Source organism: Sphingomonas sp. (assembly GCF_019635455.1).
Lineage (GTDB): Bacteria > Pseudomonadota > Alphaproteobacteria > Sphingomonadales > Sphingomonadaceae > Sphingomonas.
The window spans coordinates 98,522-121,936 of sequence record NZ_JAHBZJ010000005.1; the positions used below are offsets into that span (position 1 = coordinate 98,522).

Genomic DNA, 23,415 nt, shown 5'->3' on the forward strand with positions numbered 1-23,415 from the left:
GCGCGGATGCGCGTTCTTGTCGAAGCGCTGCATATCGCTGCGGGGATCGCTGCCGCGCTGGTGATCGGTGGCACCATGGCCTGGGCCTATCCACTGGGCGCCCGCGACATCTGGATGGTGACTGCGGTGGCGGTCCTGTGCGTCATTCTGATGGGTATCGGGCCGATGCGCCGCGCCGCGCGCGCCACCCGTGCGCAACGGGACGGCGATGATGAGTGATCGCATTCCGCCGGCGCGCGAACCGACGATCCGGGTCAGCACCATGCCCGCCGACGCGAACGCCTATGGCGATATTTTCGGTGGATGGCTGGTCGGGCAGATGGACATGGCGGCGGGACTTGTCGCGGCGCGCCGCGCGCGTGGGCGTGCGGTGACGATCGCGATGAACGGAATGCAGTTTCATGCGCCGGTGTTCGTCGGCGACGAAGTGTCGGTCTATGCCGATCTGGTGCGGGTCGGGCGATCGTCGATGCAGATCGCGGTCGAGGCATGGCGCCGCGGTCGCCATGGCGAGGAACGCGAACTGGTGACCGAAGCAAATTTCACCTTCGTCGCGGTGGGCGAGGATCGCCGCCCGCGCCCAGTGGACGAACTGATATGAGCTGGCTGATCTTTGCGTTGCGCCGGTTCCTGTTGCCGGCCCTGGTGGCGGGGGTCGTCGCGACCCTGATCCTCTATTGGGTCCTGGAGACGGAGGGCGGCTATACCGACTGGATGAGCATGGCGATGCTGGCCGGCATCGCGCTCGCGTGTTTCGTCGTCTGTGCGCCGCTGTTCTGGCTGCTCTATCGTGCGCGTTTGCCGCTGATCGTGAACATCGCTGCGGTGCTGGTGATGGGCGTGGTGGCGGGCGCTCTCGGCATGGCGCTGATCGTCGTTTACTGGGTCGAGGCGAGCGACGCGTTCGGCTTCAACCATCTGGGTATCCCCGCCGGTGTGGCGGCTGCGGTAACCTGGATATTCTTCAATTTCGATCTTTTGAGGGCCGGTGGCCGAGGAGACAATCGTGGCTGAATCCTATGACGTGATCGTGCTCGGGTCAGGCCCCGGCGGCTATGTCGCGGCGATCCGCGCGAGCCAGCTTGGCCTGAAGACCGCGATCGTCGAGCGCGAACTGCTGGGCGGCATCTGCCTGAACTGGGGATGCATCCCGACCAAGGCGCTGCTCCGCTCGGCCGAAATCTATCACTTCATGCAGCATGCCAAGGATTATGGCCTGGCCGCAGAAAAGATCAGCGCGGATCTGGACGCGGTGGTCAAACGTTCGCGCGGGGTCGCCAAACAGCTTAATCAGGGCGTCACGCATCTGATGAAGAAGAACAAGGTGGCCGTGCATATGGGTATCGGCAAACTGGCCGGGAAGGGCAGGCTGACGGTCACCGACAAGGACGGGAAGACCACCGAACTCACCGCAAAGAACATCATTCTGGCGACCGGCGCCCGCGCCCGCGACCTGCCGAACCTGCCCGCCGACGGCAAGCGCGTATGGACGTATCGCCACGCAATGACCCCGCCCGAGATGCCGAAGAAGCTGCTGGTCATCGGATCGGGCGCGATCGGAATCGAATTCGCCAGCTTCTACAACGACATGGGTGCCGAGGTGACGGTGGTCGAAATGCTCGACCGCATCGTCCCGGTCGAGGATGCCGATATTTCCGCGCATCTGGAAAAGGCGCTGAAGAAACAGGGCATGACGATCATGACCGGCGCAAAGATCGACAAGATTGCGGCCGACGGCAATGGCGTCAAGGCGACGATCACCGGCAAGGACGGCAAGGCGGTGGACGGCGCGTTCAGCCATGTGATCGTCGCGATCGGCATCGTGCCGAACACCGCCGATATCGGCCTGAAAGAGGCGGGTGTCGCGATGGACGATCGCGGTTTCCTGAAGACCGACGGCGCGTGCCGCACCAATATCGACGGCGTGTGGGCGATCGGCGACATCACCGCACCGCCCTGGCTGGCGCACAAGGCGAGCCATGAGGGCGTCATCGCGGCAGAGGCGATCGCCGGCGGACATCCGCATGCGATGGATCCGCGCAACATTCCGGGCTGTACCTATTGCCACCCCCAGATCGCGAGCGTCGGCCTGACCGAGGCGAAGGCGAAGGAGGCGGGTTATCAGGTGAAGGTCGGCAACTTCCCCTTCATCGGCAACGGCAAGGCGATCGCGCTGGGTGAGCCGGACGGGTTCGTGAAAACCGTGTTCGACGCGAAGACCGGCGAGTTGCTGGGCGCTCACATGATCGGCGCGGAAGTGACCGAGATGATCCAGGGCTATACGGTCGGCAAGACGCTGGAAACGACCGAGGCGGAACTCATGGAGACCGTCTTCCCGCATCCCACGATCAGCGAGACGATGCACGAGGCTGTGCTGGCGGCATATGGCCGCGCATTGCATATCTGAACCGCGCACGCGGCGGCACGCCGGCATCGCGCTGGCGACCGCCACGGGCTGTCTCGCGGCGAGCCTGGCGCTGTTCTGGCCCGGCTATGCCATGTTCGACAGCGTTGCCCAGTTCGGGGAGGTGCTGTCCGGACGATATGACGACTGGCATCCGCCGGTCATGGCGCGCTTATGGGCGCTGCTTCACGGCATGTTCGGCGGTGGGGCCGGCCCGATGCTGGCCGTGCATCTGGCGCTCTATTGGACGGGGTTCGGCCTGATCGCCGGTGCGCTGGCGCGGGACGCGCGGCGGCGCGCGGCGGTGGCCGTCATCGCCATTGGCCTGTGTCCGCTGTTCCTCGGCTGGCAGGCGACGGTCCTGAAGGACGCCGGCATGGCCGGTGCGCTGATTGCGGCGAGCGGCCTTTTGTGTTGGTGGCGGATCGATGGGCGGCCGATGCCCCGGGCGGCATGGGCGGTGGTCTGGCTGTTGTTGGTCTATGCCGCGCTGGTGCGGGCCAATGCGGTGTTCGCGGTGGTGCCGTTTGCCGTTCTGGCGTCGGCGCCCGCGCTCTCGCCGATGCGAAAGGCGGTGCTGATCGGGGTGGGCATCGTGTTGACGATCGCGCTGTCGGGTCCGGTCAATCATATCCTGTTGCGGGCCGCGCCGACCGGGGTGCAACAGAGCGAGGCGCTGTACGACCTGTCCGGGATCGCGGTACGGGTGACGCGTGCGGAGACAATTGGCCTTACTCCGGGCGAGCGCCAGGCGCTGATCGAAAAGCGGTGCGTGAAGCCGTTTTTCTGGGACCCGATCGGGGCGCCGGACCGGTGTCAGGCGGTGGTGGCGCGGTTGCGGTCGCAGACGGTGGGGTCGCTCTATGCGACGCTGGCTCAGGCGGTGCTGCACCACCCCGTCGCCTATGCGCAGCACCGCATCGCGCATCTCAATTCGACGATGCGGCTATGGGTTCCGTTTCGCTGGCCCAATGGCGCACCGCCGGAGGAATCGGAGCCGAACAGCCTGGGCCTCGTCACGCCGGGCGTGGCGGCGGGCGGCTGGCAGCGCATTGGCGGGTGGGTGGCGGAGACGCCGTTGGGTTGGCCCTTTGCCTGGTGCATCGTCGCGCTGACCATGCTGGTCGCCCTGCGCCCGGCGCCGACGGGGCCGACGCGCGGGCTGGTGATCGCGCTGGCGGGGTCGGCGGTCGGGCAATGGCTCAGCTTCGCGGTGCTGAGTATCGCCTCGGACCTTCGCTATCACCTGTGGGCGATGATCGCGACCGCGCTGGCGGTGGTAATCGGTGCAAAGGCGGGGGCGCTCGACCGGCGGGCGGTGCGGGTCGGCGCGGCCGTGCTGCTGGCGGGATGCGCGGTCGCACTGGCGGCACGGCTCACGCAGCCGCTCCCGCCCGACAGCTATCAGGGGATGCTGGGTTAGAAATGGCGGACGGGCCGGGCCGGAACCGCCGGCCCGGTCCGTTTCATCCGACGTTCGACTGACCGAAATTGGGCGTCACGACTTCCGCTGCCGGTGCCGCCAGGCCCTGGCTTTCGCTCCTGGATGCTTCCGCCGCGGCGGTGCTCAGATGCTTCAGCCTGCCGTCGATATGGCCGCCATTTTCGATCGTGATATTTTCATATTCGACATCGCCGGTGATCTTTGCCGTGCGCTCGATCGTCAGTTCCCGAACGCGGACCGTGCCTTCGATCGCGCCGGCCAGTCGGGCGCTTTCGGCCGTGACGCTGCCGAAAATCTGGCTGTCTGCGCCCTGGGCGAGGCTGCCGCAATCGACGTCGCCTTCGATCCGCCCTTCGATATGCAGTTCGGCACTCGCCTTCACGTTTCCGCTGATGACGATGTCGGGACCGATCACCGAAAACATGCCGCGACGCGAGTTGCCGCCGCTGCTGGGCTGCATCGGCGGTGCCGGCGGTACGGCCGGCCGGTTATCGCGCGAACGGTTGCTATTGAACATCTGAAAATCCCCTAATCCCCGGATTCGACGGCGCGAATGTAACATGGGCCACCTCCGTGGGAAGCCACGGATTCGGCGCGGTGCGTTTCAGAAGGGGATTGTCGTTCGCGGCGACCGCGCGGGCGGAATGCACGGAAAACCAGCATGCGAGCAGGACCGTTAAGGCCGCGAAACAGTCGCCAGGCCCCGGCAGGGGGCCGGATGAGGCCGGAACAAGAAGCGCAAGTGCGCTGCACTGCACCAGAATTGCGACGAGCCGACGCGCCTGCGTGCATGAAAGCGAGAGCAGCAATGCGGGGGCGAGAACCCCCGCGCCCAGGCCGGGGACGAACGCGGCGACCAGCAGCGCGCCGGTGAGGGCGATCCGCCCGATCGAATCGCGTCGCGAGGAAGCTCTGGCGGCGTGCCAGCCGAGGGCGCCGGCGATGAGCGCGCCCCAGAGCGCATCCAGTTCGACCGCGAACCCAAATCGATCGACCAGGGTGGTGATCGCAGGCCCGGTCGGGGCAGGCAGCAACCCGCACAGCAGCGCCGCCACCGCCCCGCCAAGCGCGGCGAGGGCATTGGCGCCGGGGCGGGCGGGCCGGGGCAGGGCAATCGCGAACGTCACCCGATCGCCATCGCACACGACAGGTTTCGATCCAGTTGACCGCTTGCCCGCACCTGCGTATAGGCGCCCGCGTTCCGAACGGGCTTTGCCGCGAGGGACAAGAGCTGAACGTTGCTGGAGACGCATCAGGCCCAGGAGGTCGCAAGACCGCCGGGGGCCTTTTCGTATTCGCTCGTAAAGGGCTTCAGCAAAGTAACCAATGGAAGGTGAAGGGCTTCATGCCGACGATTAACCAGCTGGTCCGCAAGGGCCGCGTTTTGCAGAAGGCCAAGAGCAAGGTCCCTGCGATGGAGCAGAACCCGCAGAAGCGCGGCGTCTGCACCCGTGTCTATACCACGACCCCGAAAAAGCCGAACTCGGCGCTGCGCAAGGTTGCGAAGGTCCGCCTGACCAACAGCCGCGAAGTGATCAGCTACATCCCGGGCGAGGGCCACAATCTGCAAGAGCACTCCGTGGTGCTGATCCGCGGCGGCCGTGTGCGCGACCTTCCGGGTGTGCGCTACCATGTGCTGCGCGGCGTGCTCGACACGCAGGGCGTCAAGGATCGCAAGCAGAGCCGCTCGAAGTACGGCGCCAAGCGTCCGAAGTAATCTACAGCCAGAGTAGGCCCCGGACAGGTTCCGGACCGGTCGAAGTTCTAGAAGGAAATCTAAGATGGCTCGTCGTCGTCGTCCCGAGAAGCGGGAAATCCTGCCGGACCCGAAGTTCGGAGATATCGTCCTTTCCAAGTTCATGAACAGCGTCATGCTGGACGGGAAGAAGTCCATCGCCGAAGGCATCGTCTATTCGGCGCTCGACACCGTTGAGGCGCGCGCGAAGCGTGACCCGATCGGCGTGTTCCATGACGCGCTGAACAACATCAAGCCGGGCATCGAAGTCCGCTCCCGCCGCGTCGGCGGCGCGACCTATCAGGTGCCGGTCGAAGTCCGTCCGGACCGCCGCCAGGCGCTCGCCATCCGCTGGCTGATCGACGCCGCGCGCGAGCGCAACGAAAAGACGATGGTGGACCGTCTGTCGGGCGAACTGCTCGACGCAAGCAACAACCGGGGCAACGCCGTCAAGAAGCGCGAAGACACGCATCGCATGGCCGAAGCGAACCGCGCGTTCAGCCACTATCGCTGGTAAGAATGTACCCGCCGGTTCACGCCGGCGGGTGGCGCTGGTAACTTTCCTACCTATCTATGGGGGAGCCGGATCGCCCGGCTTCCCAACTTCTCAAGGAACCTGATCATGGCCCGCAGCCATCCGCTCGAGATGTATCGCAACTTCGGCATCATGGCGCATATCGACGCCGGCAAGACGACGACGACCGAGCGGATTCTCTTCTACACCGGCAAGTCGCACAAGATCGGCGAAGTCCACGACGGCGCCGCGACCATGGACTGGATGGAGCAGGAGCAGGAGCGCGGCATCACGATCACGTCCGCCGCGACCACCGCGTTCTGGAACGACAAGCGCCTGAACATCATCGACACTCCGGGCCACGTCGACTTCACCATCGAAGTCGAGCGTTCGCTGCGCGTGCTCGACGGCGCGGTCGTCGTGCTCGACGGCGTTGCCGGCGTTGAGCCGCAGTCGGAGACGGTGTGGCGCCAGGCGGACAAGTACAAGGTGCCGCGGATGTGCTTCATCAACAAGCTCGACCGTACCGGCGCCAATTTCGAATTCTGCGTTCAGTCGATCATCGATCGTCTGGGCGCGACCCCGGCCGTCCTCTACATCCCGATCGGGATCGAGAGCGACCTGATCGGCCTGGTCGATCTGGTCGAGAGCCGGGCGATCGTGTGGAAGAATGACGGCCTGGGCGCCGAATTCGAATATAAGGAAATCCCGGCGGATCTGGTCGACAAGGCCGCCGAATGGCGCAACAAGCTGATCGAACTCGTCGTCGAACAGGACGATGACGTGATGGAAGCGTATCTGGAAGGCAACGAGCCGGATGCCGCGACGCTGAAGAAGCTGATCCGCAAGGGTACGCTGGGCCATGCGTTCGTGCCGGTGCTGTGCGGTTCGGCGTTCAAGAACAAGGGCGTTCAGCCGCTGCTCGACGCGGTGGTCGATTACCTGCCCAGCCCGCTCGACGTTCCCGCGATCAACGGCGTCAAGCTTGACGGCGTGACCGAGGATACGCGCCCCTCGTCCGACGATGCGCCGTTCAGCGCGCTGGCGTTCAAGATCATGAACGACCCGTTTGTCGGCACCCTGACCTTTGCCCGTGTCTATTCGGGCAAGCTGGAAAAGGGCAGCTACCTGAACTCGGTCAAGGACAAGAAGGAAAAGATCGGCCGTATGCTCCTCATGCACGCGAACACGCGTGAGGACATCGACATGGCCTATGCTGGCGACATCGTCGCGATCGCGGGCCTGAAGGAAACGACGACCGGCGACACGCTGTGCGACGCCAGCGCGCCGATCATCCTGGAGCGCATGGAGTTCCCGGAACCGGTGATCGAGCTGTCGGTCGAGCCGAAGACCAAGGCCGACCAGGAGAAGATGGGCATCGCGCTCAATCGCCTGGCCGCCGAGGATCCCTCGTTCCGCGTATCGACCGACCATGAATCGGGCCAGACGATCATCAAGGGCATGGGCGAGCTTCACCTCGACATCCTGGTCGATCGCATGAAGCGCGAGTTCAAGGTCGAGGCGAATGTCGGTGCGCCGCAGGTGGCGTATCGCGAATATCTCGCCAAGCCGGTCGAACTGACCTACACCCACAAGAAGCAGTCGGGCGGCTCGGGCCAGTTCGGCGAGGTCAAGGTGCAGGTCCAGCCGGGTGAGCGCGGTTCGGGCTTCCAGTTCTTCGACGAGATCAAGGGCGGCAATATTCCGCGCGAATATATCCCGTCGGTCGAAAAGGGCTTCCGCGAGACGGCCGAGACGGGGTCGCTGATCGGCTTCCCGATCATCGATTTCGAAGTGCATCTGATCGACGGCAAGTATCATGACGTCGACTCCTCGGCGCTGGCGTTCGAAATCTGTGCGCGTGGCGCGATGCGCGAAGCCGCGCAGAAGGCGGGCATCAAGCTGCTCGAGCCGATCATGAAGGTCGAGGTCGTGACCCCGGAAGAATATCTGGGCGACGTCATCGGCGACATGAACAGCCGTCGTGGCCAGATCCAGGGTACGGATAGCCGGGGCAACGCGCAGACGGTGGACGCGATGGTGCCGCTGGCGAACATGTTCGGCTATGTGAACCAGCTGCGTTCGTTCACTCAGGGGCGTGCGCAGTACAGCATGCAGTTCTCGCATTATGACGAAGTGCCTGCGAACGTGGCCGAGGAAGTGAAGGCCAAGCTGGCGTAAGGCCGTTCGCGGTTCCGGGTTGGCCGAAACCGCCAAACAAACAGGTCGCCAAGGCTGGCGCAATCCGAATTGACCCGCTATGGGGCCGCGTTCTCGCGATTCCCGTAGCGGTCCGGGAAACTGAAATCAGAAGGTAGGAAACAATGGCGAAGGCAAAATTCGAGCGGAACAAGCCGCACCTCAACATCGGCACCATCGGTCACGTCGATCACGGCAAGACCTCGCTGACCGCGGCGATCACCAAGGTCCTGGCGGAAGAGGGCCTGTCCGAGAAGGTCGATTTCGAGAACATCGACAAGGCGCCGGAAGAGCGTGAGCGCGGCATCACCATCTCGACCGCGCACGTCGAGTATGAGACGGCCAACCGTCACTATGCGCACGTCGATTGCCCGGGCCACGCCGACTATGTGAAGAACATGATCACCGGCGCCGCGCAGATGGACGGCGCGATCCTGGTCGTGTCGGCCGCCGACGGCCCGATGCCGCAGACCAAGGAGCACATCCTGCTCGCCAAGCAGGTCGGCGTGCCGACGATGGTCGTGTTCCTGAACAAGGTCGATCAGGTCGATGACGAGGAAATCCTCGAGCTGGTCGAAATGGAAATCCGCGAAGAGCTGAGCAAGCGCGACTTCGACGGCGACAATATTCCGATCATCCGCGGTTCGGCGCTCGCCGCGCTGGAAAGCCGTGATGAGAATATCGGCAAGGAAGCCGTGCTGGCGCTCATGGCCGCCGTCGACGAATCGATCCCCGAGCCGGATCGTCCGCTCGACAAGCCGTTCATGATGCCGATCGAAGACGTGTTCTCGATCTCGGGCCGCGGCACCGTCGTGACCGGCCGCGTCGAGACCGGCATCGTCAAGGTCGGCGAGGAAGTCGAGATCGTCGGTATCCACCCGACCGTCCGCAAGACGACCGTGACCGGCGTCGAAATGTTCCGCAAGCTGCTCGACCAGGGCCAGGCCGGCGACAACATCGGCGCGCTGATCCGTGGCGTCGGCCGTGACGAGGTGGAGCGTGGCCAGGTGCTCGCGAAGCCGGGTTCGATCACCCCGCACACCGACTTCCAGTCGGAAGTGTACGTCCTGTCGAAGGACGAGGGTGGCCGTCACACGCCGTTCTTCGCGAACTATCGTCCGCAGTTCTACTTCCGCACCACCGACGTGACCGGCACGATCGAGCTGCCCTCGGGTACCGAAATGGTCATGCCGGGCGACAACGTCGCGCTGGGCGTGAAGCTGATCGCGCCGATCGCGATGGATGTTGGCCAGCGCTTCACGATCCGTGAAGGCGGCCGCACCGTCGGCGCCGGCGTCGTGAGCGGCATCGACAAGTAATCCTCGCCCGCAAGGGTTGAAGATCGAAAGGCCCGGCTTCCCCCAGGGGAGGCCGGGCTTTTTCGTTAGGCTATTCTTCGCCCGCATTTTCGCTCATAGTTTTTGTGAGCTACGGGAGGGTGGTGGATGGAAGTGGCGATTGTAATCGGGTTGGTCGTTGCTGCGGTTTTCGTCCTCCCCAACCTGCTGGCGGATGATAAAACCAAGTTGTTTCGTCGAGTGTGGTCTAGCGAACGGGCGCGACCGACAGACGCGATTGTTGATGCTCAGCATGTCGCGGTTAAAAAGCTGCTCGCGATGTATGGCGTGAGGGATGGTGATGATCCTCACGCATTGCGAAAATCGGTCGCGTCGCTGATGGCGGACGCTCTGATTTTCGACAGAAAACATCCTCGGAATGGCGGAGTCGAAGTCACCGCGGTGCTGGCCCGACACATTCGTATCCGGTTCCCAAATATCGGTGCTGATAAATAGATCAGTTTTGCGTGGCACTGGGCCGCTTCACCCCTCTCCCGCTTTCGCGGGAGAGGGAGGGGCCCGCCGCGTAGCGGTGGGAGGGTGAGGGTCTACTTCTTCAATGGCCAAAGAAGAAGACCCTCCCCAACCCCTCCCGCGAAAGCGGGAGGGGCTATTTGTGGTTGGCGGTGGTTGGCTTATCGAGAGTGCAATGTATCCGGTTCGGCGGCAGATCAATCGGCATGCTTCGCGGCTGCGGCGCGAGCGGACGGATGCGGAGAATGCGTTCTGGCAGGCGGCGCGCAATCGTCAGATCGACGGGTTCAAGTTTCGGTTTCAGCACTCGATCGGGCCGTATCTCGCGGATTTTGCCTGCCTCGAGGCGATGTTGATCGTCGAGATCGATGGTGGGCAGCATGATGCGGTGGTCGATGCGGTCCGTACGGCGTTTCTGGAAGGGCAGGGGTTCCGGGTTCTGCGGTTCTGGAACAATGAGGTTTTGAGCAATCTCGACGGGGTGGTTGTGGTCGTTCGCGCAGCGTTGGCTGGGCATTAGGGAAAAGAAGAAGACCCTCCCCAAACCCCTCCCACGAAAGCGGGAGGGGCTAAGTGGGTGGCGCGCGAGAATATCCTGCTTCACCCCCTTGCCATCCCTCCATCCTCCCTGTAATGGCGCGCCTTCGTTTTAGCGTACAACCAGCAAGAGCCTCGGCAACGAGGCCCGCTCTTTCGCATTGGTAGGGTCATGGACAACAATATCCGTATTCGCCTGAAGGCGTTCGATCATCGCGTGCTCGATCAGGCGACCGGCGACATCGCCGACACCGCCCGCCGCACCGGCGCTCTCATCCGTGGCCCGATCCCGCTTCCGACGAAGATCGAGAAGTTCACGGTCAACCGTGGCCCCCATATCGACAAGAAGTCGCGCGAGCAGTTCGAAGTGCGCACCTACAAGCGCATGCTCGACATCGTGCAGCCGACCCCGCAGACGGTCGATGCGCTGATGAAGCTCGACCTGGCCGCGGGCGTCGATGTCGAGATCAAGCTGGCGTAAGCCGGTGCAGTCGCTCCCTCCACGCTTCGCCGCAAAGCGGGGGTGAGGGGGTGGACAGGGAAGCAAAGCTGCCGTAAAGGCGCGCCTTCCCAAACGAGATTCGCGATTCCACCGGAATCGTGCAGGGTTGGCCGGATCGATCCCGATCCTTGTGACGACCCGGAGCGAAAGCTCAAAACGACATAGGGATACCGCCGGGCTTCGGCCCGGGTCTGCGTCCCCCGTCTTTCCGCGCCGCAAGGCATGGAATTCAGCCCGGACGGGGGCTCGCATCGCATATTCGGGCTGAGTCGGGTTCCCACCAAGGTATTACTTTGGTGGGCGCCCATCACGCACCCAAGGGAATGGTCCCGGGGTGCCTCTGTATGGAGTGAATGGATCATGCGCACTGGCGTGATCGCGAAGAAAATGGGGATGACCCGCCTGTTCCAGGACGACGGCCGCCACGTGCCGGTTACCGTTCTGGCTCTCGAAGGCGTCCAGGTCGTCGCCCGTCGCGAAAAGGATCGTGACGGCTACACCGCCGTCCAGCTTGGCGCCGGCAGCGCCAAGGCGAAGAATGTCGCCAAGCCGCAGCGCGGCGCGTTCGGCAAGGCCGAGGTCGAGCCGAAGGCGATCCTCGCCGAATTCCGTGTCGATGAAGATGGCATGCTGGACGTGGGCGCCGAGATTTCGGCCGACCATTATGTCGCCGGCCAGCTGGTCGATATTCAGGGGCGCACGCAGGGCAAGGGCTTTGCCGGCGGCATGAAGCGTTGGGGCTTCGGCGGTCTGCGCGCCACGCACGGCGTTTCGATCAGCCACCGCTCGCTGGGTTCGACGGGTAACCGTCAGGATCCCGGCCGCGTCTTCAAGAACAAGAAGATGGCCGGCCATATGGGCGACAAGAACCGTACCCAGCAGAATCTGGAAGTCGTCGGCACCGATGTCGAGCGCGGCCTGATCTTCGTGAAGGGCTCGGTCCCTGGTTCGAAGGGCGGCTGGCTGCTCGTCAAGGACGCGGTGAAGGTCGCGCGCCATGCCGACGCGCCGTTCCCGGCTGGCCTGAAGGCGGCCGCCAACAGCAACAACGCCCCTGCGGAAACCCCGGCCGAGACGGTCGAGGCTCCCGAGGCGACCGACGGCCAGGAGGGCTGAACGTGAAGGTCAAGGTTCAAACCCTCGACGCGAAGGCGTCCGGCGATGTGGAGCTCAACGATGCCGTGTTCGGCGTCGAGCCGCGCGCCGACATCCTGCACCGCGTCGTCACCTGGCAGCTGTGGAACCGTCGCGAGACGGCCCGCCCGACGCGCGAGCGTTCGGATGTCGCCCGCACCGGCAAGAAGTTCGGCCGCCAGAAGGGCGGCGGCACCGCCCGTCACGGCGACCGCAAGGCGCCGGTGTTCATCGGCGGTGGTAAGGCGCACGGCGCCCGCCTGCGCGATTTCAACATCTCGCTGAACAAGAAGGTTCGCGCGCTGGGCCTGAAGATGGCGCTTTCGAGCCATGCCAAGGCGGGTTCGCTGATCGTCCTCGACTCGTTCGAGGCCGAGAAGACCTCGGCGCTCAAGTCGCAGTTCGCTGGCCTGAAGGTCGGCAAGACGGCGCTGGTGATCGACGGTGAAGCCGGCAGCGGCTTCCTCGCCGCACGCAACCTGGCGGGCGTCAACGTCCTGCCGGCGGTGGGTGCCAACGTCTATGACATTCTGAAGCACGACACGCTGGTCCTGACCCGCGCTGCGGTCGAAAAGCTGGAGGCGCGGTTCAATGGCTAAGAAGCAGGAGCAGATCGATCCGCGTCACTATGACGTGATCGTCGCGCCGCACATCACCGAGAAGTCGACCCTCGTTTCCGAAGCGAATGCGGTCGTGTTCAAGGTGGCGAACGATGCGAGCAAGCCGCAGATCAAGGCTGCGGTCGAGGCGATCTTCGGCGTGGGTGTCACTGCGGTGAACACGATCGTCCAGAAGGGCAAGACGAAGCGCTGGAAGGGCAAGCCCTACACGCGCACCGACATGAAGAAGGCGATCGTCACGTTGAAGGACGGTGACTCGATCGACGTGACGCAGGGGGTCAACTGACCATGGCGCTCAAGAATTACAACCCGACCTCGCCGGCGCGGCGTGGCCTGATCCTGGTGGACCGTTCGGGTCTGCACAAGGGCGGCCCCGTCAAGGCGCTGACCGAGGGCAAGCGCAAGACCGGCGGTCGCAACAACAAGGGTCATGTGACCTCGCGCGGCATCGCCGGTGGCCACAAGCAGCGCTATCGCATCATCGATTTCAAGCGTCGCAAGTGGGACGTCGAGGGTACGGTCGAGCGGATCGAATATGATCCCAACCGCACCGCGTTCATCGCGCTGGTCAACTATGGCTCGGCCGAAACGCCGGACTATGCCTACATCATCGCGCCGCAGCGGCTTCAGGCCGGCGACAAGGTGATCGCGGCGAAGAAGACCGACGTGAAGCCGGGCAATGCGATGGAGATCGGCCAGGCGCCGGTCGGCACGATCGTCCACAATGTCGAGCTGAAGCCCGGCAAGGGTGGCCAGATCGCGCGTTCGGCCGGGACCTATGTCCAGGTCGTCGGTCGCGACCGCGGCATGGTGATCGTCCGCCTGAACTCGGGCGAGCAGCGCTATGTCCGCTCCGAGTGCATGTGCACGGTCGGCGCGGTGTCGAACCCGGACAATGGCAACACCAACCTTGCCAAGGCCGGCCGCAACCGCTGGCTGGGCAAGCGTCCGCTGACCCGCGGTGTCGCGAAGAACCCGGTCGATCACCCGCATGGCGGCGGTGAAGGCCGCACCTCGGGCGGCCGCCATCCGGTGACCCCCTGGGGCAAGCCGACCAAGGGTGCGCGCACCCGCCACAACAAGCAGACCGACAAGTTCATCATCCGGTCGCGTCACGCGAAGAAGAAGGGCTAACCGATGGCTCGTTCCGTTTGGAAGGGTCCTTTCGTGGACCTGCATCTCCTGAAAAAGGCCGAAACGGCGCAGGAGAATTCGGGCCGTGGCGGTCCGATCAAGACCTGGTCGCGTCGTTCGACCATCCTGCCGCAGTTCGTCGGCCTGACCTTCAACGTCTATAACGGCCGCAAGTTCGTGCCGGTGTCGGTGAACGAGGACATGGTCGGCATGAAGCTCGGCGAGTTCGCGCCGACCCGCTATTTCCCGGGTCACGCGGCCGACAAGAAGGGTAAGCGCTAATGTCGAAGCCCAAGGCTCCCCGTCGCGTCGGCGACAATGAGGCGCTGTCGGTCGGCACGCAGATCCGTGGTTCGGCGCAGAAGCTGAACCTGGTCGCGGGCCTGATCCGTGGCAAGCGCGCCGGCGATGCGATGAACATCCTTGCCTTCAGCAAGAAGGCGATGGCGGTGGACGCGCGCAAGGTGCTCGCCTCGGCGATCGCCAATGCCGAAAACAACCACAATCTCGATGTCGATGCGCTCGTCGTCGCCGAGGCGTCGGTCGGCAAGTCGATCACGATGAAGCGGTTCCACACCCGTGGTCGCGGCAAGTCGACGCGCATCCTGAAGCCGTTCAGCCGTCTGCGCATCGTCGTGCGCGAAGTGCAGGAAGAAGCATAATGGGTCACAAGAGCAACCCGATCGGTCTGCGTTTGCAGATCAACCGCACCTGGGACAGCCGCTGGTTCGCGGAAGGCCAGGATTACGGCCGCCTGCTCATGGAGGATCTGAAGATCCGCCAGTACATCCTCAAGACGCTGCCGCAGGCGGCGATCTCGAAGGTGGTGATCGAGCGTCCGGCGAAGCTGTGCCGCGTGAGCATCTATGCCGCGCGTCCCGGCGTGATCATCGGCAAGAAGGGGTCGGACATCGAAAAGCTTCGCAAGAAGCTGGCGTCGATGACCAGCTCGGACGTGTCGCTGAACATCGTCGAGATCCGTAAGCCCGAAGTCGATGCCAAGCTCGTCGCGCAGGGGATCGCCGATCAGCTGGAGCGCCGCGTGGCGTTCCGCCGCGCCATGAAGCGCGCGGTTCAGTCGGCGATGCGTCTGGGTGCCGAAGGCATCCGCATCAACTGCGCCGGCCGTCTGGGCGGCGCGGAAATCGCGCGTTCGGAATGGTATCGCGAAGGTCGCGTTCCGCTGCACACGCTGCGCGCGAACATCGACCATGCCGAGGCCGAAGCCCACACCGCCTATGGCGTGTGCGGCGTGAAGGTCTGGATCTTCAAGGGCGAGATCCTCGGTCACGACCCGATGGCGACCGACCGCCTGAACATGGAATCGCAGACCTCGGGCGTTCGCCCGGCGCGCGATGATCGCCGCTAAGGACTAGAGAGATGCTGCAACCCAAGCGCACCAAGTTCCGCAAGGCCTTCAAGGGCCGCATCAAGGGCGAGGCCAAGGGCGGCGCGACGCTGAACTTCGGCTCGTACGGCCTGAAGGCGATGGAACCGGAGCGGATCACCGCCCGCCAGATCGAAGCGGCCCGCCGCGCGATCACCCGCCACATCAAGCGCCAGGGCCGGCTGTGGATCCGCGTGTTCCCCGACCTGCCCGTGTCGAGCAAGCCGGCCGAAGTCCGCATGGGCTCGGGCAAGGGCGCGCCTGAATATTGGGCGGCGCGCGTCAAGCCCGGCCGTATCCTGTTCGAGCTGGACGGCGTTCCCGGTCCGCTGGCGGCCGAAGCGTTCGAACGTGCGGCGATGAAGCTGCCGATCAAGACCAAGGTCGTGGCGCGTCTCGGCGACACGTCGCACCTGGAGGGTTGAAGACAATGACGAAGGCAACCGATCTGCGCGCGAAGAGCGACGATCAGCTGACCGAGGAGCTGGGCAACCTGAAGCGCGAGGCGTTCAACCTGCGTTTCCAGGCCGCGACCAGCCAGCTCGAGAAGCCGAGCCGCGTGAAGGAAGTCCGCAAGGACATCGCCCGCATCAAGACGCTGCAGTCCGAGCGTTCGCGCTCGGCTGCGAAGTAAGAGGATACGAGACATGCCGAAGCGCGTGCTGACCGGGCAGATCGTGTCCGACAAGGGCGACAAGACGGTGGTCGTGAACGTGGAGCGCAAGGTCAAGCACCCGCTCTACGGCAAGATCATCCGCCGCTCGAAGAAGTATCACGCCCATGACGAGGCGAATGAGTACAAGGCCGGCGAAACGGTGCGGATCGAAGAGACCAAGCCGATTTCCAAGCTGAAGACCTGGAAGGTGATCGAGCGGGTGAACACCCACGCGACCCCGGCCAAGGCCGACATCGCCTGAGGCGTCACCGCCTGAACTTTTAACTGGAACCGCCGGGCGAACAGTCCCGGTAGGCCGAACGAGAAGGAACCGGATCGATGATCCAGATGCAGTCCAATCTCGACGTCGCCGACAACAGCGGCGCGAAGCGGGTGCAGTGCATCAAGGTGCTGGGCGGCTCGAAGCGCCGCACGGCCGGCGTTGGCGACGTGATCGTCGTCAGCGTCAAGGAAGCGCAGCCCCGCGGTCGCGTGAAAAAGGGTGACGTCCATCGTGCGGTGATCGTCCGCACGGCGAAGGACATCCGCCGCGCCGACGGCTCGGTGATCCGCTTCGACGGCAATGCCGCCGTGCTGGTCAACAAGAACACCGATCCCATCGGCACCCGTATCTTCGGCCCGGTCGTCCGCGAACTGCGGTCGAAGGGCTATATGAAGATCATTTCGCTCGCCCCCGAGGTGCTGTGATGGCTGCTGCCAAGATCAAGAAGGGTGACCAGGTCATCGTCCTGTCCGGCAAGGACAAGGGCAAGACCGGCGAAGTCACCAAGTCGATGCCCAAGGACGGCAAGGTCGTCGTCGCGGGCGTCAATGTCGCGGTGCGTCACCGCAAGCCGAGCCAGACCAACCCGCAGGGTGGCCTGGAGCGCGCCGAGGCGCCGCTGCACGTGTCGAAGGTCGCGCATGTGACCAAGGACGGCAAGGCGACCCGCGTCCGCTTTGAGGAGCGCGACGGCAAGAAGGTGCGCGTCGCCGTCAAGACCGGGGAGGTCATCTAATGGCTGACAAATACACCCCGCGCATGAAGTCGAAGTACGACGCGGAGATCGCGAAGGCGATGACCGCTAAGTTCGGCTACAAGAATGCGATGGAAGTGCCGAAGATCGAGAAGATCGTGCTCAACATGGGCGTCGGCGAAGCGACCCAGGACAAGAAGAAGGTCGAAGCGGCGGCTGCCGAAATGGAGCTGATCGCGGGCCAGAAGCCTGTCGTGACCAAGGCCAAGAAGTCGATCGCGCAGTTCAAGCTGCGTGAAGGCATGGCGATCGGTTGCAAGGTGACGCTGCGCCGTGAGCGGATGTACGAGTTTCTCGATCGTCTGATCACGATCGCGATGCCCCGCATTCGCGATTTCCGTGGGCTGAACCCGAAAAGCTTCGACGGCCGTGGCAATTACGCCATGGGCGTCAAGGAACAGATCGTGTTCCCCGAGATCAACTATGACCGCATCGAAAAGGTGCGCGGCATGGACATCATCGTGACCACCACCGCGAAGACCGACGATGAGGCGCGCGAGCTTCTCCGTCTCTTCGGCTTCCCGTTCCCGATCGAGGACGGTGAAGCGAAGCAGGCGGCATAGGAAGGAAAGAGAACTTAAGTCATGGCGAAACTGAGTTCCGTGAACAAGAACGAGCGTCGCAAGAAGCTGGTGAAGAAATATGCCGGCCGCTACGCGAAGCTCAAGGCAATGGCGAACGACAAGTCGCTCGACGAGACCGAGCGTCTGATCGCGCGCCTGAAGATGGCCGAGATCCCGCGCAACGGGAATCCGACGCGCATCCGCAACCGGTGCGAGCTGACCGGTCGTCCGCGCGGTTATTACCGCAAGTTCCGTCTCGCGCGCGTCATCCTGCGTGATCTGGCCAATAAGGGCCTGATCCCCGGCGTCACGAAGTCGAGCTGGTAAGGGTCCAAGAAAATGGCAGTGACCGATCCCCTGGGTGATATGCTCACCCGCATCCGCAACGGCCAGCGCGCCCGTAAGGACAGCGTCCTGACGCCGGCGAGCAAGCTGCGTGCGCGTGTCCTCGACGTGCTTCAGCGCGAGGGCTATATCCGTGGCTACAGCGAAGAGCAGATGGGCCCTGCGGCCGGCATCCGCATCGAGCTGAAATATTTCGAGGGCCAGCCGGCGATCAAGTCGATCGCGCGCATCTCGAAGCCGGGTCGCCGCGTCTATTCGGGCAGCAAGGAGCTGCCGACGGTACGCAACGGCCTGGGCATCACCATCGTTTCGACGCCGCGCGGCGTTCTGTCCGACGCGGAAGCGCGCGACCAGAATGTTGGTGGCGAAGTGCTGGCGGAGGTGTTCTGATGAGCCGCACCGGTAAGAAGCCGATCCCCGTCCCCGCCGGCGTCACCGCCAGCGTCGAGGGTGGCAAGATCAGCGTCAAGGGTCCGAAGGGGACCCTGTCGATGCCGACCGCCGACGACATCTCGTATGAGGTGAGCGATGGCAATATCGTCGTGAAGCCGGCGAACGAGACCAAGCGCGCCAAGGCGTTCTGGGGCATGCAGCGCACGCTGGTCCAGAACCTGGTGACGGGCGTGACCGACGGCTTTTCGAAGAAGCTGCTGATCACCGGCGTCGGCTATCGCGCGAACGCGCAGGGCAAGAAGCTGAAGCTTCAGCTCGGCTATTCGCACGACGTCGATCTCGACGTTCCGGAAGGTCTGGAGGTGAAGACCCCCGACCAGACGACGGTCGAGATCTCGGGGAACGACAAGCAGCAGGTCGGCCAGTTCGCGGCCGAGATCCGCCGCTGGCGCAAGCCGGAGCCCTATAAGGGCAAGGGCATCAAGTATGAGGGCGAGTTCGTCTTCCGCAAGGAAGGGAAGAAGAAGTAATGAGCAAGGGTCTCTCTCTCTTCGAGAAGCGCCGCCGGCGCAACCGTACCGCGCTGCGCGCGCGTTCGGGCGGCCGTCCGCGGCTTTCGGTCCATCGTTCGGGCCGTCACATCTATGTGCAGGTGATCGACGACGCGCAGGGCAAGACCCTGGCCGCGGCCTCGACCCTCGACAAGGACGTGTCGGGCAAGACCGGTGCGACGATCGACGCCGCGAAGGATGTCGGCACCCGGATCGCCGAGGCCGCGAAGAAGGCCGGCGTGACCCAGGTCGTGTTCGACCGTGGCGGGTTCCTGTTCCACGGCCGCGTCAAGGCGCTGGCGGATGCCGCCCGTGAAGGCGGATTGGAGTTCTAAGAATGGCTGACGAAACCAACCAGACGCCCGTCGAGGGCGCGGCGCCGGAAGCCGGCAACGAAGCGCCCCGTCGGGGCCGTGGCGGTCGCGGTGGCGAGCGTGGCGGTCGCGGTGGCGATCGCGGCCGTGGCCGTCGTGACGATCGTCGCAACGCCGAGGACGGTGGCGAGGAGCTGATCGAAAAGCTGGTCCATATCAACCGCGTCAGCAAGACGGTGAAGGGCGGCAAGCGCTTCGGCTTTGCGGCGCTGGTCGTCGTGGGCGACGGCAAGGGCCGGGTCGGCTTTGGCCATGGCAAGGCGCGCGAAGTGCCGGAAGCGATCAGCAAGGCGACCGCGTCGGCCAAGAAGAAGATGGTCCGCGTGCCGCTGCGCGAGGGTCGGACGCTTCACCATGACGGCAAGGGTCATTTCGGCGCCGGCAAGGTGACCGTGCGCTCGGCCCCGGCCGGCACCGGCATCATCGCGGGCGGCCCGATGCGCGCCGTCTTCGAAAGCCTGGGCGTCGCCGACGTCGTGACCAAGTCGGTCGGTACGTCGAACCCCTATAACATGATCCGCGCCACCTTTGAGGCGCTGAACGACCAGTCTTCGCCGAAGGCGGTCGCCCAGCGGCGCGGCAAGAAGATCGCCGACCTGCTCGGCCGTGGCGGTTCGCAGACCGCCGAGGCCGACGCCGCGGCGATCACGGAGTAAGGCGCATGGCCAAGAAGGAAGCAGCCCAGAGCAAGACGGGCACGATCAAGGTAAAGCAGGTCGGTTCGCCGATCCGCCGCACCAAGGATCAGCGCGCGACGCTGATCGGTCTGGGCCTCAACAAGATGCATCGCGTCAGCGAGCTTCAGGACACGCCGGAAGTGCGCGGCATGATCCGCAAGCTGCCGCACATGGTCGAGATCGTCGAGGATTGACCGGTCGGCAAATTGCCGGGTGACAGACAAGGGGAAGGGGGCTATCGGCCCCCTTTCCGATTTTTTCAGCGCGACAAAAGCGAAAGCGAGTGCAAGACATGAAACTGAACGAAATCAACGACAATGAAGGCGCTCGCAAGGGCCGGATGCGCGTCGGACGCGGCATCGGTTCGGGCAAGGGCAAGACCGCGGGCCGCGGCCAGAAGGGCGCCAAGGCGCGTTCGGGCGTCGCGATCAACGGGTTCGAGGGTGGCCAGATGCCGCTCCACATGCGCCTGCCGAAGCGTGGCTTCAACAACCCCAACGCCAAGGATTATGCCGAAGTCAATCTGGGCGCGATCCAGAAGCTGATCGACGCCGGCACGCTGACTGCGACCGACATCGATCACGCGGCGCTGAAGGCCGTCGGCCTGGCCCGTGGTGGCAAGGATGGCGTCCGCCTGCTCGGCAAGGGCGAGCTGAAGGCGAAGCTGAGCTTCACCGTCGCCGGCGCGTCGAAGGGCGCGGTCGCGGCGGTCGAGAAGGCCGGCGGCAGCGTCACGGTGCCGACGATCGTCCCCGCTGCCGAAAAGCATGCCGCCAAGCATCGCACGAAGCAGAAGGAAATCGCCGCGAAGAAGGCCGGCAAGGCCTGACTTTAGCTGTGGACAGGGACGTGCGATGCATTGCCCTGACCCGGCGCTAACCTATATGAGCGGCGGGGTGGCGGAAAACGCTGCACCGCCGCTTTGGTTTCCAGGATAATCGTTCAATGGCATCCGCAGCCGATCAATTCGCAACCGGCCTCAACCTGTCCAAATTCGGGCAGGCGACCGAACTCAAGAAGCGCCTGTGGTTCACGCTCGGTGCGCTGATCATCTTCCGGATGCTGAGCTATGTTCCGCTGCCGGGTATCGACCCGACGCAGCTGGGCCTGCTGGCCCAGCGCACGCAGGGCGGCGTGCTCGATTTCTTCAACACCTTTTCGGGCGGCGCGTTGCAGCGCATGTCGGTGATCGCGCTTGGCGTGATGCCCTACATCACCGCCTCGATCGTGGTGCAGCTGGCGACGTCGCTGTCGCCCCAGCTCGCCGCGATCAAGAAGGAAGGCGAGAGCGGACGCAAGAAGCTGAACCAGTATACCCGGTACGGGACGGTCGCGCTGACGGCGGTTCAGGGCTGGGTGATCGCGGTGGGGCTTGAGACGCTGGGCGCGAACCAGGGGCTGGCGCCGGTGGTTGATCCGGGCCTGTTGTTCCGGATCGCCGCCGTGGTCAGCCTGATCGGCGGCACGATGTTCCTGATGTGGCTGGGCGAGCAGATCACCAGCCGCGGCGTCGGCAACGGAATCTCGCTCATCATCATGGCGGGCATCGTCGCGCACCTTCCGACCACGCTGGTACAGCTGTTCGAAGGCGGCCGTACCGGATCGCTCGATCCCATCAAGATGGCGGGCATCCTGATCGCGGTGGTCGGCCTGGTGCTGTTCATCTGCTTCATGGAGCGTGCGCAGCGCCGTATCCTCATCCAGTATCCCAAGCGCCAGACGGCGCGCGGGGTGCAGTCCGAGCGCAGCCACCTGCCGCTCAAGATCAACACCGCCGGCGTGATCCCGCCGATCTTTGCCAGCTCGCTGTTGCTGATGCCGCTGACGATCAGCCAGTTCGCCGGCCAGGCGCAGGCGAGCGGCAAGAGCAGCTGGTGGGGTGATCTGGTCATCAGCCTGAACCAGTATCTTCAGCATGGCAGCCCGATTTACATGGCGCTGTACGGCGCGGGCATCATCTTCTTCTCGTTCTTCTACACCGCCGTGGTGTTCAATCCGGAGGAGACGGCCGAGAATCTGAAGAAATATGGCGGCTTCATCCCCGGCATCCGTCCGGGCAAGAACACCGAGGCGTATTTCGATTATGTGCTGACGCGCATCACCGTGATCGGTGCGGCCTATCTGACGCTGATCTGCCTCGTGCCGGAATATCTTGTCTCCGCGCTCTCGATCCCCTTTTATCTGGGCGGCACCAGCCTGCTGATCGTAGTGAACGTGACGATGGATACGGTGACGCAGATTCAGTCGCACCTGCTGGCGCACCAGTATGGCGATCTGATCAAGAAGGCGAAGCTGAAGGGCGGCCGGCTCCGCTAAGCGGGCGGCACATCAGGCCCTGAGGAGGGGAAGCGCGTTGAACATCATCCTGTTGGGGCCTCCCGGGGCCGGCAAGGGTACCCAGGCAAGCCGGTTGGAAGATGACCGCGGCATGGTCCAGCTTTCGACCGGGGACATGCTGCGCGCCGCAGTGAAGGCCGGAACGCCCGTGGGGCTGAAGGCCAAGGCGGTGATGGAGGCCGGCGAGCTGGTTTCCGACGCGATCGTCAGCGGCATCATCGGCGAGAAGCTGGACGAGATCGGCGACAAGGGCGCGATCTTCGACGGCTATCCCCGCACGGCGGCGCAGGCGGATTCGCTCGACGCGCTGCTGGCGGCGCGCGGGCGCAAGCTGGATCACGTCATCGAACTGGTGGTGGACGAGGATGCGCTGGTCGAACGCATTACCGGTCGCTTCACCTGCGCCAATTGTGGCGAGGGCTATCACGACCGGTTCAAACAGCCCGTCGTCGCCGGAGTGTGCGATGTCTGTGGCTCGACCGAGTTCAAGCGCCGCCCGGACGATAATGAAGAGACCGTGCGCACCCGCATGGCGGAATACCGCGCGAAGACCGCACCGATCCTGCCGGGCTATGAAGCGCGCGGGCTGGTGAAGCGGGTCGATGGCATGGCCGACATCGCCGACGTCACCGACGCGATCGAAGCGATCCTGGACGGGCGGGGGTGAGCGTGAAGCCTGGCTCAGTGGCAAAGCCCGAGTGAGTCTTTCGCCGCTTTCGGATCAGGAGGCGGCCGATTTTTCCCTGTCGATGACTCCTGCCGAACGCATAATGATGCGGCATTTTCTGGAGGAGCGCGGACGGCTCTACGCGGTAATCGCTGAAAAGGCTGGCGTGTCGTACGCGTTGGTGCGGACGTTCGGTCGCAAGCTACAGAATGCTCGGCTGGCGCATATTTCAGTGATCCCGTTCGATGGATGCCGGCTGTTCCTGAACGCCCGCGGAGTGAGGGTTAAGCGCGCCGTCGAAATACTGGACCGCATCGAACGCAACCGCGCTCAAGGTCCGAGCTTGTCACAGAGGTAACCCCACAGCAGAAAGGCCGCCGTCCCGGGGGACAGCG

Annotated in this window: 37 protein-coding genes; 35 read left to right on the forward strand and 2 right to left on the reverse strand. The window is 64.3% G+C overall.

The genetic code is table 11. The annotated features are described in order from the left end of the window. Nucleotides 1-6 precede the first annotated feature (6 nt). From KF783_RS08230 to KF783_RS08250, 5 genes are read left to right on the forward strand one after another with little or no spacing between them, the layout of a single operon-like run. Nucleotides 7-219, forward strand: coding sequence for a hypothetical protein (locus KF783_RS08230; protein WP_294078123.1), 213 nt, complete (start codon nucleotides 7-9; stop codon nucleotides 217-219). Next, nucleotides 212-601: an acyl-CoA thioesterase gene (locus tag KF783_RS08235; protein ID WP_294078125.1), complete on the forward strand. Its 390-nt coding sequence runs from the start codon at nucleotides 212-214 to the stop codon at nucleotides 599-601. Before KF783_RS08230 ends, KF783_RS08235 begins: the two co-directional genes overlap by 8 nt. Next, nucleotides 598-1,014: a hypothetical protein gene (locus KF783_RS08240; RefSeq protein ID WP_294078127.1), complete on the forward strand. Its 417-nt coding sequence runs from the start codon at nucleotides 598-600 to the stop codon at nucleotides 1,012-1,014. The genes KF783_RS08235 and KF783_RS08240 overlap by 4 nt, the downstream gene beginning before the upstream one ends. Then, nucleotides 1,007-2,407 (forward strand): dihydrolipoyl dehydrogenase, encoded by a 1,401-nt coding sequence (gene lpdA, locus KF783_RS08245; protein ID WP_294078129.1) that lies wholly within the window; start codon nucleotides 1,007-1,009, stop codon nucleotides 2,405-2,407. The genes KF783_RS08240 and lpdA overlap by 8 nt, the downstream gene beginning before the upstream one ends. Continuing rightward, the gene (locus tag KF783_RS08250) at nucleotides 2,385-3,827 is read left to right on the forward strand and encodes a hypothetical protein (RefSeq protein WP_294078131.1); all 1,443 of its coding nucleotides are present in this window, start codon (nucleotides 2,385-2,387) and stop codon (nucleotides 3,825-3,827) included. The genes lpdA and KF783_RS08250 overlap by 23 nt, the downstream gene beginning before the upstream one ends. 43 nt (nucleotides 3,828-3,870) lie before the next feature. Here the strand turns inward: KF783_RS08250 and KF783_RS08255 are convergent, their stop codons facing one another. Both KF783_RS08255 and KF783_RS08260 read right to left on the reverse strand, forming a co-directional pair. Further along, nucleotides 3,871-4,308, reverse strand: coding sequence for a polymer-forming cytoskeletal protein (locus KF783_RS08255; RefSeq protein ID WP_294078133.1), 438 nt, complete (start codon nucleotides 4,306-4,308; stop codon nucleotides 3,871-3,873). Nucleotides 4,309-4,354: 46 nt separating this feature from the next. After that, nucleotides 4,355-4,903, reverse strand: coding sequence for a hypothetical protein (locus KF783_RS08260; protein ID WP_294078135.1), 549 nt, complete (start codon nucleotides 4,901-4,903; stop codon nucleotides 4,355-4,357). A gap of 290 nt (nucleotides 4,904-5,193) precedes the next feature. Between KF783_RS08260 and rpsL the strand changes: the two genes are divergently transcribed. From rpsL to KF783_RS08410, 30 genes are all read left to right on the forward strand, one after another. Continuing rightward, entirely contained in the window at nucleotides 5,194-5,565 is a 372-nt protein-coding gene (gene rpsL / locus KF783_RS08265) for a 30S ribosomal protein S12 (protein WP_294078354.1), read from the forward strand. A gap of 64 nt (nucleotides 5,566-5,629) precedes the next feature. After that, nucleotides 5,630-6,100: a 30S ribosomal protein S7 gene (rpsG, locus tag KF783_RS08270; RefSeq protein ID WP_294078137.1), complete on the forward strand. Its 471-nt coding sequence runs from the start codon at nucleotides 5,630-5,632 to the stop codon at nucleotides 6,098-6,100. Nucleotides 6,101-6,205: 105 nt separating this feature from the next. Further along, complete coding sequence (gene fusA, locus KF783_RS08275; protein WP_294078140.1) at nucleotides 6,206-8,278, forward strand: elongation factor G; 2,073 nt, start codon at nucleotides 6,206-6,208, stop codon at nucleotides 8,276-8,278. Between the two features lie 143 nt (nucleotides 8,279-8,421). Continuing rightward, nucleotides 8,422-9,615: an elongation factor Tu gene (tuf, locus tag KF783_RS08280; RefSeq protein ID WP_294078142.1), complete on the forward strand. Its 1,194-nt coding sequence runs from the start codon at nucleotides 8,422-8,424 to the stop codon at nucleotides 9,613-9,615. Between the two features lie 126 nt (nucleotides 9,616-9,741). Next, complete coding sequence (locus KF783_RS08285) at nucleotides 9,742-10,089, forward strand: hypothetical protein (protein WP_294078144.1); 348 nt, start codon at nucleotides 9,742-9,744, stop codon at nucleotides 10,087-10,089. 193 nt (nucleotides 10,090-10,282) lie between these two features. Continuing rightward, nucleotides 10,283-10,627, forward strand: a complete 345-nt coding sequence (locus KF783_RS08290) for a DUF559 domain-containing protein (protein WP_294078146.1) — start codon at nucleotides 10,283-10,285, stop codon at nucleotides 10,625-10,627. Between the two features lie 189 nt (nucleotides 10,628-10,816). Beyond that, nucleotides 10,817-11,125: a 30S ribosomal protein S10 gene (gene rpsJ / locus KF783_RS08295; RefSeq protein WP_066574470.1), complete on the forward strand. Its 309-nt coding sequence runs from the start codon at nucleotides 10,817-10,819 to the stop codon at nucleotides 11,123-11,125. Between the two features lie 381 nt (nucleotides 11,126-11,506). Beyond that, the gene (gene rplC, locus KF783_RS08300; RefSeq protein ID WP_294078151.1) at nucleotides 11,507-12,262 is read left to right on the forward strand and encodes a 50S ribosomal protein L3; all 756 of its coding nucleotides are present in this window, start codon (nucleotides 11,507-11,509) and stop codon (nucleotides 12,260-12,262) included. Between the two features lie 2 nt (nucleotides 12,263-12,264). Next, nucleotides 12,265-12,879, forward strand: coding sequence for a 50S ribosomal protein L4 (gene rplD / locus KF783_RS08305; protein ID WP_294078152.1), 615 nt, complete (start codon nucleotides 12,265-12,267; stop codon nucleotides 12,877-12,879). Further along, nucleotides 12,872-13,186, forward strand: a complete 315-nt coding sequence (locus KF783_RS08310; protein ID WP_294078154.1) for a 50S ribosomal protein L23 — start codon at nucleotides 12,872-12,874, stop codon at nucleotides 13,184-13,186. Before rplD ends, KF783_RS08310 begins: the two co-directional genes overlap by 8 nt. Nucleotides 13,187-13,188: 2 nt before the next feature. Continuing rightward, nucleotides 13,189-14,034: a 50S ribosomal protein L2 gene (gene rplB, locus KF783_RS08315; RefSeq protein WP_294078156.1), complete on the forward strand. Its 846-nt coding sequence runs from the start codon at nucleotides 13,189-13,191 to the stop codon at nucleotides 14,032-14,034. Between the two features lie 3 nt (nucleotides 14,035-14,037). Next, the gene (rpsS, locus tag KF783_RS08320; protein ID WP_265119407.1) at nucleotides 14,038-14,316 is read left to right on the forward strand and encodes a 30S ribosomal protein S19; all 279 of its coding nucleotides are present in this window, start codon (nucleotides 14,038-14,040) and stop codon (nucleotides 14,314-14,316) included. Next, entirely contained in the window at nucleotides 14,316-14,696 is a 381-nt protein-coding gene (gene rplV / locus KF783_RS08325) for a 50S ribosomal protein L22 (RefSeq protein WP_294078162.1), read from the forward strand. The genes rpsS and rplV overlap by 1 nt, the downstream gene beginning before the upstream one ends. Next, complete coding sequence (gene rpsC / locus KF783_RS08330) at nucleotides 14,696-15,403, forward strand: 30S ribosomal protein S3 (protein WP_294078164.1); 708 nt, start codon at nucleotides 14,696-14,698, stop codon at nucleotides 15,401-15,403. Before rplV ends, rpsC begins: the two co-directional genes overlap by 1 nt. Nucleotides 15,404-15,414: 11 nt before the next feature. Then, a complete protein-coding gene (rplP, locus tag KF783_RS08335) occupies nucleotides 15,415-15,846 on the forward strand; it encodes a 50S ribosomal protein L16 (RefSeq protein WP_265119410.1) in 432 nt (143 codons plus the stop codon). Between the two features lie 5 nt (nucleotides 15,847-15,851). Further along, entirely contained in the window at nucleotides 15,852-16,055 is a 204-nt protein-coding gene (gene rpmC / locus KF783_RS08340; protein ID WP_066574432.1) for a 50S ribosomal protein L29, read from the forward strand. Nucleotides 16,056-16,068: 13 nt separating this feature from the next. Continuing rightward, nucleotides 16,069-16,338, forward strand: coding sequence for a 30S ribosomal protein S17 (gene rpsQ / locus KF783_RS08345; protein ID WP_294078168.1), 270 nt, complete (start codon nucleotides 16,069-16,071; stop codon nucleotides 16,336-16,338). Nucleotides 16,339-16,415: 77 nt separating this feature from the next. Then, nucleotides 16,416-16,784 (forward strand): 50S ribosomal protein L14, encoded by a 369-nt coding sequence (rplN, locus tag KF783_RS08350; protein ID WP_294078169.1) that lies wholly within the window; start codon nucleotides 16,416-16,418, stop codon nucleotides 16,782-16,784. Further along, the gene (gene rplX / locus KF783_RS08355) at nucleotides 16,784-17,095 is read left to right on the forward strand and encodes a 50S ribosomal protein L24 (RefSeq protein ID WP_294078171.1); all 312 of its coding nucleotides are present in this window, start codon (nucleotides 16,784-16,786) and stop codon (nucleotides 17,093-17,095) included. Before rplN ends, rplX begins: the two co-directional genes overlap by 1 nt. Beyond that, on the forward strand, nucleotides 17,095-17,676 hold the full coding sequence (rplE, locus tag KF783_RS08360; protein ID WP_294078173.1) for a 50S ribosomal protein L5: 582 nt from the start codon (nucleotides 17,095-17,097) through the stop codon (nucleotides 17,674-17,676). The genes rplX and rplE overlap by 1 nt, the downstream gene beginning before the upstream one ends. Before the next feature lie 21 nt (nucleotides 17,677-17,697). Next, nucleotides 17,698-18,003, forward strand: a complete 306-nt coding sequence (gene rpsN / locus KF783_RS08365; protein ID WP_294078174.1) for a 30S ribosomal protein S14 — start codon at nucleotides 17,698-17,700, stop codon at nucleotides 18,001-18,003. A gap of 12 nt (nucleotides 18,004-18,015) precedes the next feature. Further along, nucleotides 18,016-18,411 (forward strand): 30S ribosomal protein S8, encoded by a 396-nt coding sequence (rpsH, locus tag KF783_RS08370; RefSeq protein WP_294078175.1) that lies wholly within the window; start codon nucleotides 18,016-18,018, stop codon nucleotides 18,409-18,411. Continuing rightward, the gene (gene rplF / locus KF783_RS08375; protein ID WP_294078177.1) at nucleotides 18,411-18,944 is read left to right on the forward strand and encodes a 50S ribosomal protein L6; all 534 of its coding nucleotides are present in this window, start codon (nucleotides 18,411-18,413) and stop codon (nucleotides 18,942-18,944) included. The genes rpsH and rplF overlap by 1 nt, the downstream gene beginning before the upstream one ends. Beyond that, on the forward strand, nucleotides 18,944-19,300 hold the full coding sequence (rplR, locus tag KF783_RS08380; protein WP_294078179.1) for a 50S ribosomal protein L18: 357 nt from the start codon (nucleotides 18,944-18,946) through the stop codon (nucleotides 19,298-19,300). The genes rplF and rplR overlap by 1 nt, the downstream gene beginning before the upstream one ends. Nucleotides 19,301-19,302: 2 nt before the next feature. Beyond that, complete coding sequence (rpsE, locus tag KF783_RS08385) at nucleotides 19,303-19,995, forward strand: 30S ribosomal protein S5 (RefSeq protein ID WP_294078181.1); 693 nt, start codon at nucleotides 19,303-19,305, stop codon at nucleotides 19,993-19,995. Nucleotides 19,996-20,000: 5 nt separating this feature from the next. Then, on the forward strand, nucleotides 20,001-20,210 hold the full coding sequence (rpmD, locus tag KF783_RS08390) for a 50S ribosomal protein L30 (RefSeq protein ID WP_294078184.1): 210 nt from the start codon (nucleotides 20,001-20,003) through the stop codon (nucleotides 20,208-20,210). 98 nt (nucleotides 20,211-20,308) lie between these two features. Beyond that, a complete protein-coding gene (gene rplO, locus KF783_RS08395) occupies nucleotides 20,309-20,845 on the forward strand; it encodes a 50S ribosomal protein L15 (protein ID WP_294078186.1) in 537 nt (178 codons plus the stop codon). 116 nt (nucleotides 20,846-20,961) lie between these two features. Next, complete coding sequence (gene secY / locus KF783_RS08400) at nucleotides 20,962-22,332, forward strand: preprotein translocase subunit SecY (RefSeq protein ID WP_294078187.1); 1,371 nt, start codon at nucleotides 20,962-20,964, stop codon at nucleotides 22,330-22,332. Between the two features lie 37 nt (nucleotides 22,333-22,369). Next, the gene (locus KF783_RS08405) at nucleotides 22,370-23,020 is read left to right on the forward strand and encodes an adenylate kinase (RefSeq protein WP_294078189.1); all 651 of its coding nucleotides are present in this window, start codon (nucleotides 22,370-22,372) and stop codon (nucleotides 23,018-23,020) included. Between the two features lie 82 nt (nucleotides 23,021-23,102). Beyond that, nucleotides 23,103-23,378, forward strand: a complete 276-nt coding sequence (locus tag KF783_RS08410; RefSeq protein WP_294078191.1) for a hypothetical protein — start codon at nucleotides 23,103-23,105, stop codon at nucleotides 23,376-23,378. The last annotated feature ends 37 nt before the right edge of the window (nucleotides 23,379-23,415 follow it).

Excerpts from the sequence above, each read along its gene's own strand:
- rpsG (WP_294078137.1), top strand. The coding sequence starts at position 5,630 with ATGGCTCGTCGTCGTCGTCCCGAGAAGCGGGAAATCCTGCCGGACCCG.
- KF783_RS08235 (WP_294078125.1), top strand. The coding sequence starts at position 212 with ATGAGTGATCGCATTCCGCCGGCGCGCGAACCGACGATCCGGGTCAGC.
- rplE (WP_294078173.1), top strand. The coding sequence starts at position 17,095 with ATGGCTGACAAATACACCCCGCGCATGAAGTCGAAGTACGACGCGGAG.
- rpsL (WP_294078354.1), top strand. The coding sequence starts at position 5,194 with ATGCCGACGATTAACCAGCTGGTCCGCAAGGGCCGCGTTTTGCAGAAG.
- rplN (WP_294078169.1), top strand. The coding sequence starts at position 16,416 with ATGATCCAGATGCAGTCCAATCTCGACGTCGCCGACAACAGCGGCGCG.
- rpsQ (WP_294078168.1), top strand. The coding sequence starts at position 16,069 with ATGCCGAAGCGCGTGCTGACCGGGCAGATCGTGTCCGACAAGGGCGAC.
- rpsJ (WP_066574470.1), top strand. The coding sequence starts at position 10,817 with ATGGACAACAATATCCGTATTCGCCTGAAGGCGTTCGATCATCGCGTG.
- rplV (WP_294078162.1), top strand. The coding sequence starts at position 14,316 with ATGTCGAAGCCCAAGGCTCCCCGTCGCGTCGGCGACAATGAGGCGCTG.
- rplO (WP_294078186.1), top strand. The coding sequence starts at position 20,309 with ATGAAACTGAACGAAATCAACGACAATGAAGGCGCTCGCAAGGGCCGG.
- rplX (WP_294078171.1), top strand. The coding sequence starts at position 16,784 with ATGGCTGCTGCCAAGATCAAGAAGGGTGACCAGGTCATCGTCCTGTCC.
- rplB (WP_294078156.1), top strand. The coding sequence starts at position 13,189 with ATGGCGCTCAAGAATTACAACCCGACCTCGCCGGCGCGGCGTGGCCTG.
- KF783_RS08250 (WP_294078131.1), top strand. The coding sequence starts at position 2,385 with ATGGCCGCGCATTGCATATCTGAACCGCGCACGCGGCGGCACGCCGGC.
- KF783_RS08240 (WP_294078127.1), top strand. The coding sequence starts at position 598 with ATGAGCTGGCTGATCTTTGCGTTGCGCCGGTTCCTGTTGCCGGCCCTG.
- fusA (WP_294078140.1), top strand. The coding sequence starts at position 6,206 with ATGGCCCGCAGCCATCCGCTCGAGATGTATCGCAACTTCGGCATCATG.
- rpsS (WP_265119407.1), top strand. The coding sequence starts at position 14,038 with ATGGCTCGTTCCGTTTGGAAGGGTCCTTTCGTGGACCTGCATCTCCTG.
- rpsC (WP_294078164.1), top strand. The coding sequence starts at position 14,696 with ATGGGTCACAAGAGCAACCCGATCGGTCTGCGTTTGCAGATCAACCGC.
- KF783_RS08230 (WP_294078123.1), top strand. The coding sequence starts at position 7 with ATGCGCGTTCTTGTCGAAGCGCTGCATATCGCTGCGGGGATCGCTGCC.
- KF783_RS08290 (WP_294078146.1), top strand. The coding sequence starts at position 10,283 with ATGTATCCGGTTCGGCGGCAGATCAATCGGCATGCTTCGCGGCTGCGG.
- secY (WP_294078187.1), top strand. The coding sequence starts at position 20,962 with ATGGCATCCGCAGCCGATCAATTCGCAACCGGCCTCAACCTGTCCAAA.
- tuf (WP_294078142.1), top strand. The coding sequence starts at position 8,422 with ATGGCGAAGGCAAAATTCGAGCGGAACAAGCCGCACCTCAACATCGGC.
- rplP (WP_265119410.1), top strand. The coding sequence starts at position 15,415 with ATGCTGCAACCCAAGCGCACCAAGTTCCGCAAGGCCTTCAAGGGCCGC.
- rpsH (WP_294078175.1), top strand. The coding sequence starts at position 18,016 with ATGGCAGTGACCGATCCCCTGGGTGATATGCTCACCCGCATCCGCAAC.
- KF783_RS08310 (WP_294078154.1), top strand. The coding sequence starts at position 12,872 with ATGGCTAAGAAGCAGGAGCAGATCGATCCGCGTCACTATGACGTGATC.
- rpsE (WP_294078181.1), top strand. The coding sequence starts at position 19,303 with ATGGCTGACGAAACCAACCAGACGCCCGTCGAGGGCGCGGCGCCGGAA.
- KF783_RS08285 (WP_294078144.1), top strand. The coding sequence starts at position 9,742 with ATGGAAGTGGCGATTGTAATCGGGTTGGTCGTTGCTGCGGTTTTCGTC.
- rpmD (WP_294078184.1), top strand. The coding sequence starts at position 20,001 with ATGGCCAAGAAGGAAGCAGCCCAGAGCAAGACGGGCACGATCAAGGTA.
- rpsN (WP_294078174.1), top strand. The coding sequence starts at position 17,698 with ATGGCGAAACTGAGTTCCGTGAACAAGAACGAGCGTCGCAAGAAGCTG.
- rplC (WP_294078151.1), top strand. The coding sequence starts at position 11,507 with ATGCGCACTGGCGTGATCGCGAAGAAAATGGGGATGACCCGCCTGTTC.
- KF783_RS08410 (WP_294078191.1), top strand. The coding sequence starts at position 23,103 with ATGACTCCTGCCGAACGCATAATGATGCGGCATTTTCTGGAGGAGCGC.
- rplF (WP_294078177.1), top strand. The coding sequence starts at position 18,411 with ATGAGCCGCACCGGTAAGAAGCCGATCCCCGTCCCCGCCGGCGTCACC.
- KF783_RS08255 (WP_294078133.1), bottom strand. The coding sequence starts at position 4,308 with ATGCAGCCCAGCAGCGGCGGCAACTCGCGTCGCGGCATGTTTTCGGTG.
- rplR (WP_294078179.1), top strand. The coding sequence starts at position 18,944 with ATGAGCAAGGGTCTCTCTCTCTTCGAGAAGCGCCGCCGGCGCAACCGT.
- rpmC (WP_066574432.1), top strand. The coding sequence starts at position 15,852 with ATGACGAAGGCAACCGATCTGCGCGCGAAGAGCGACGATCAGCTGACC.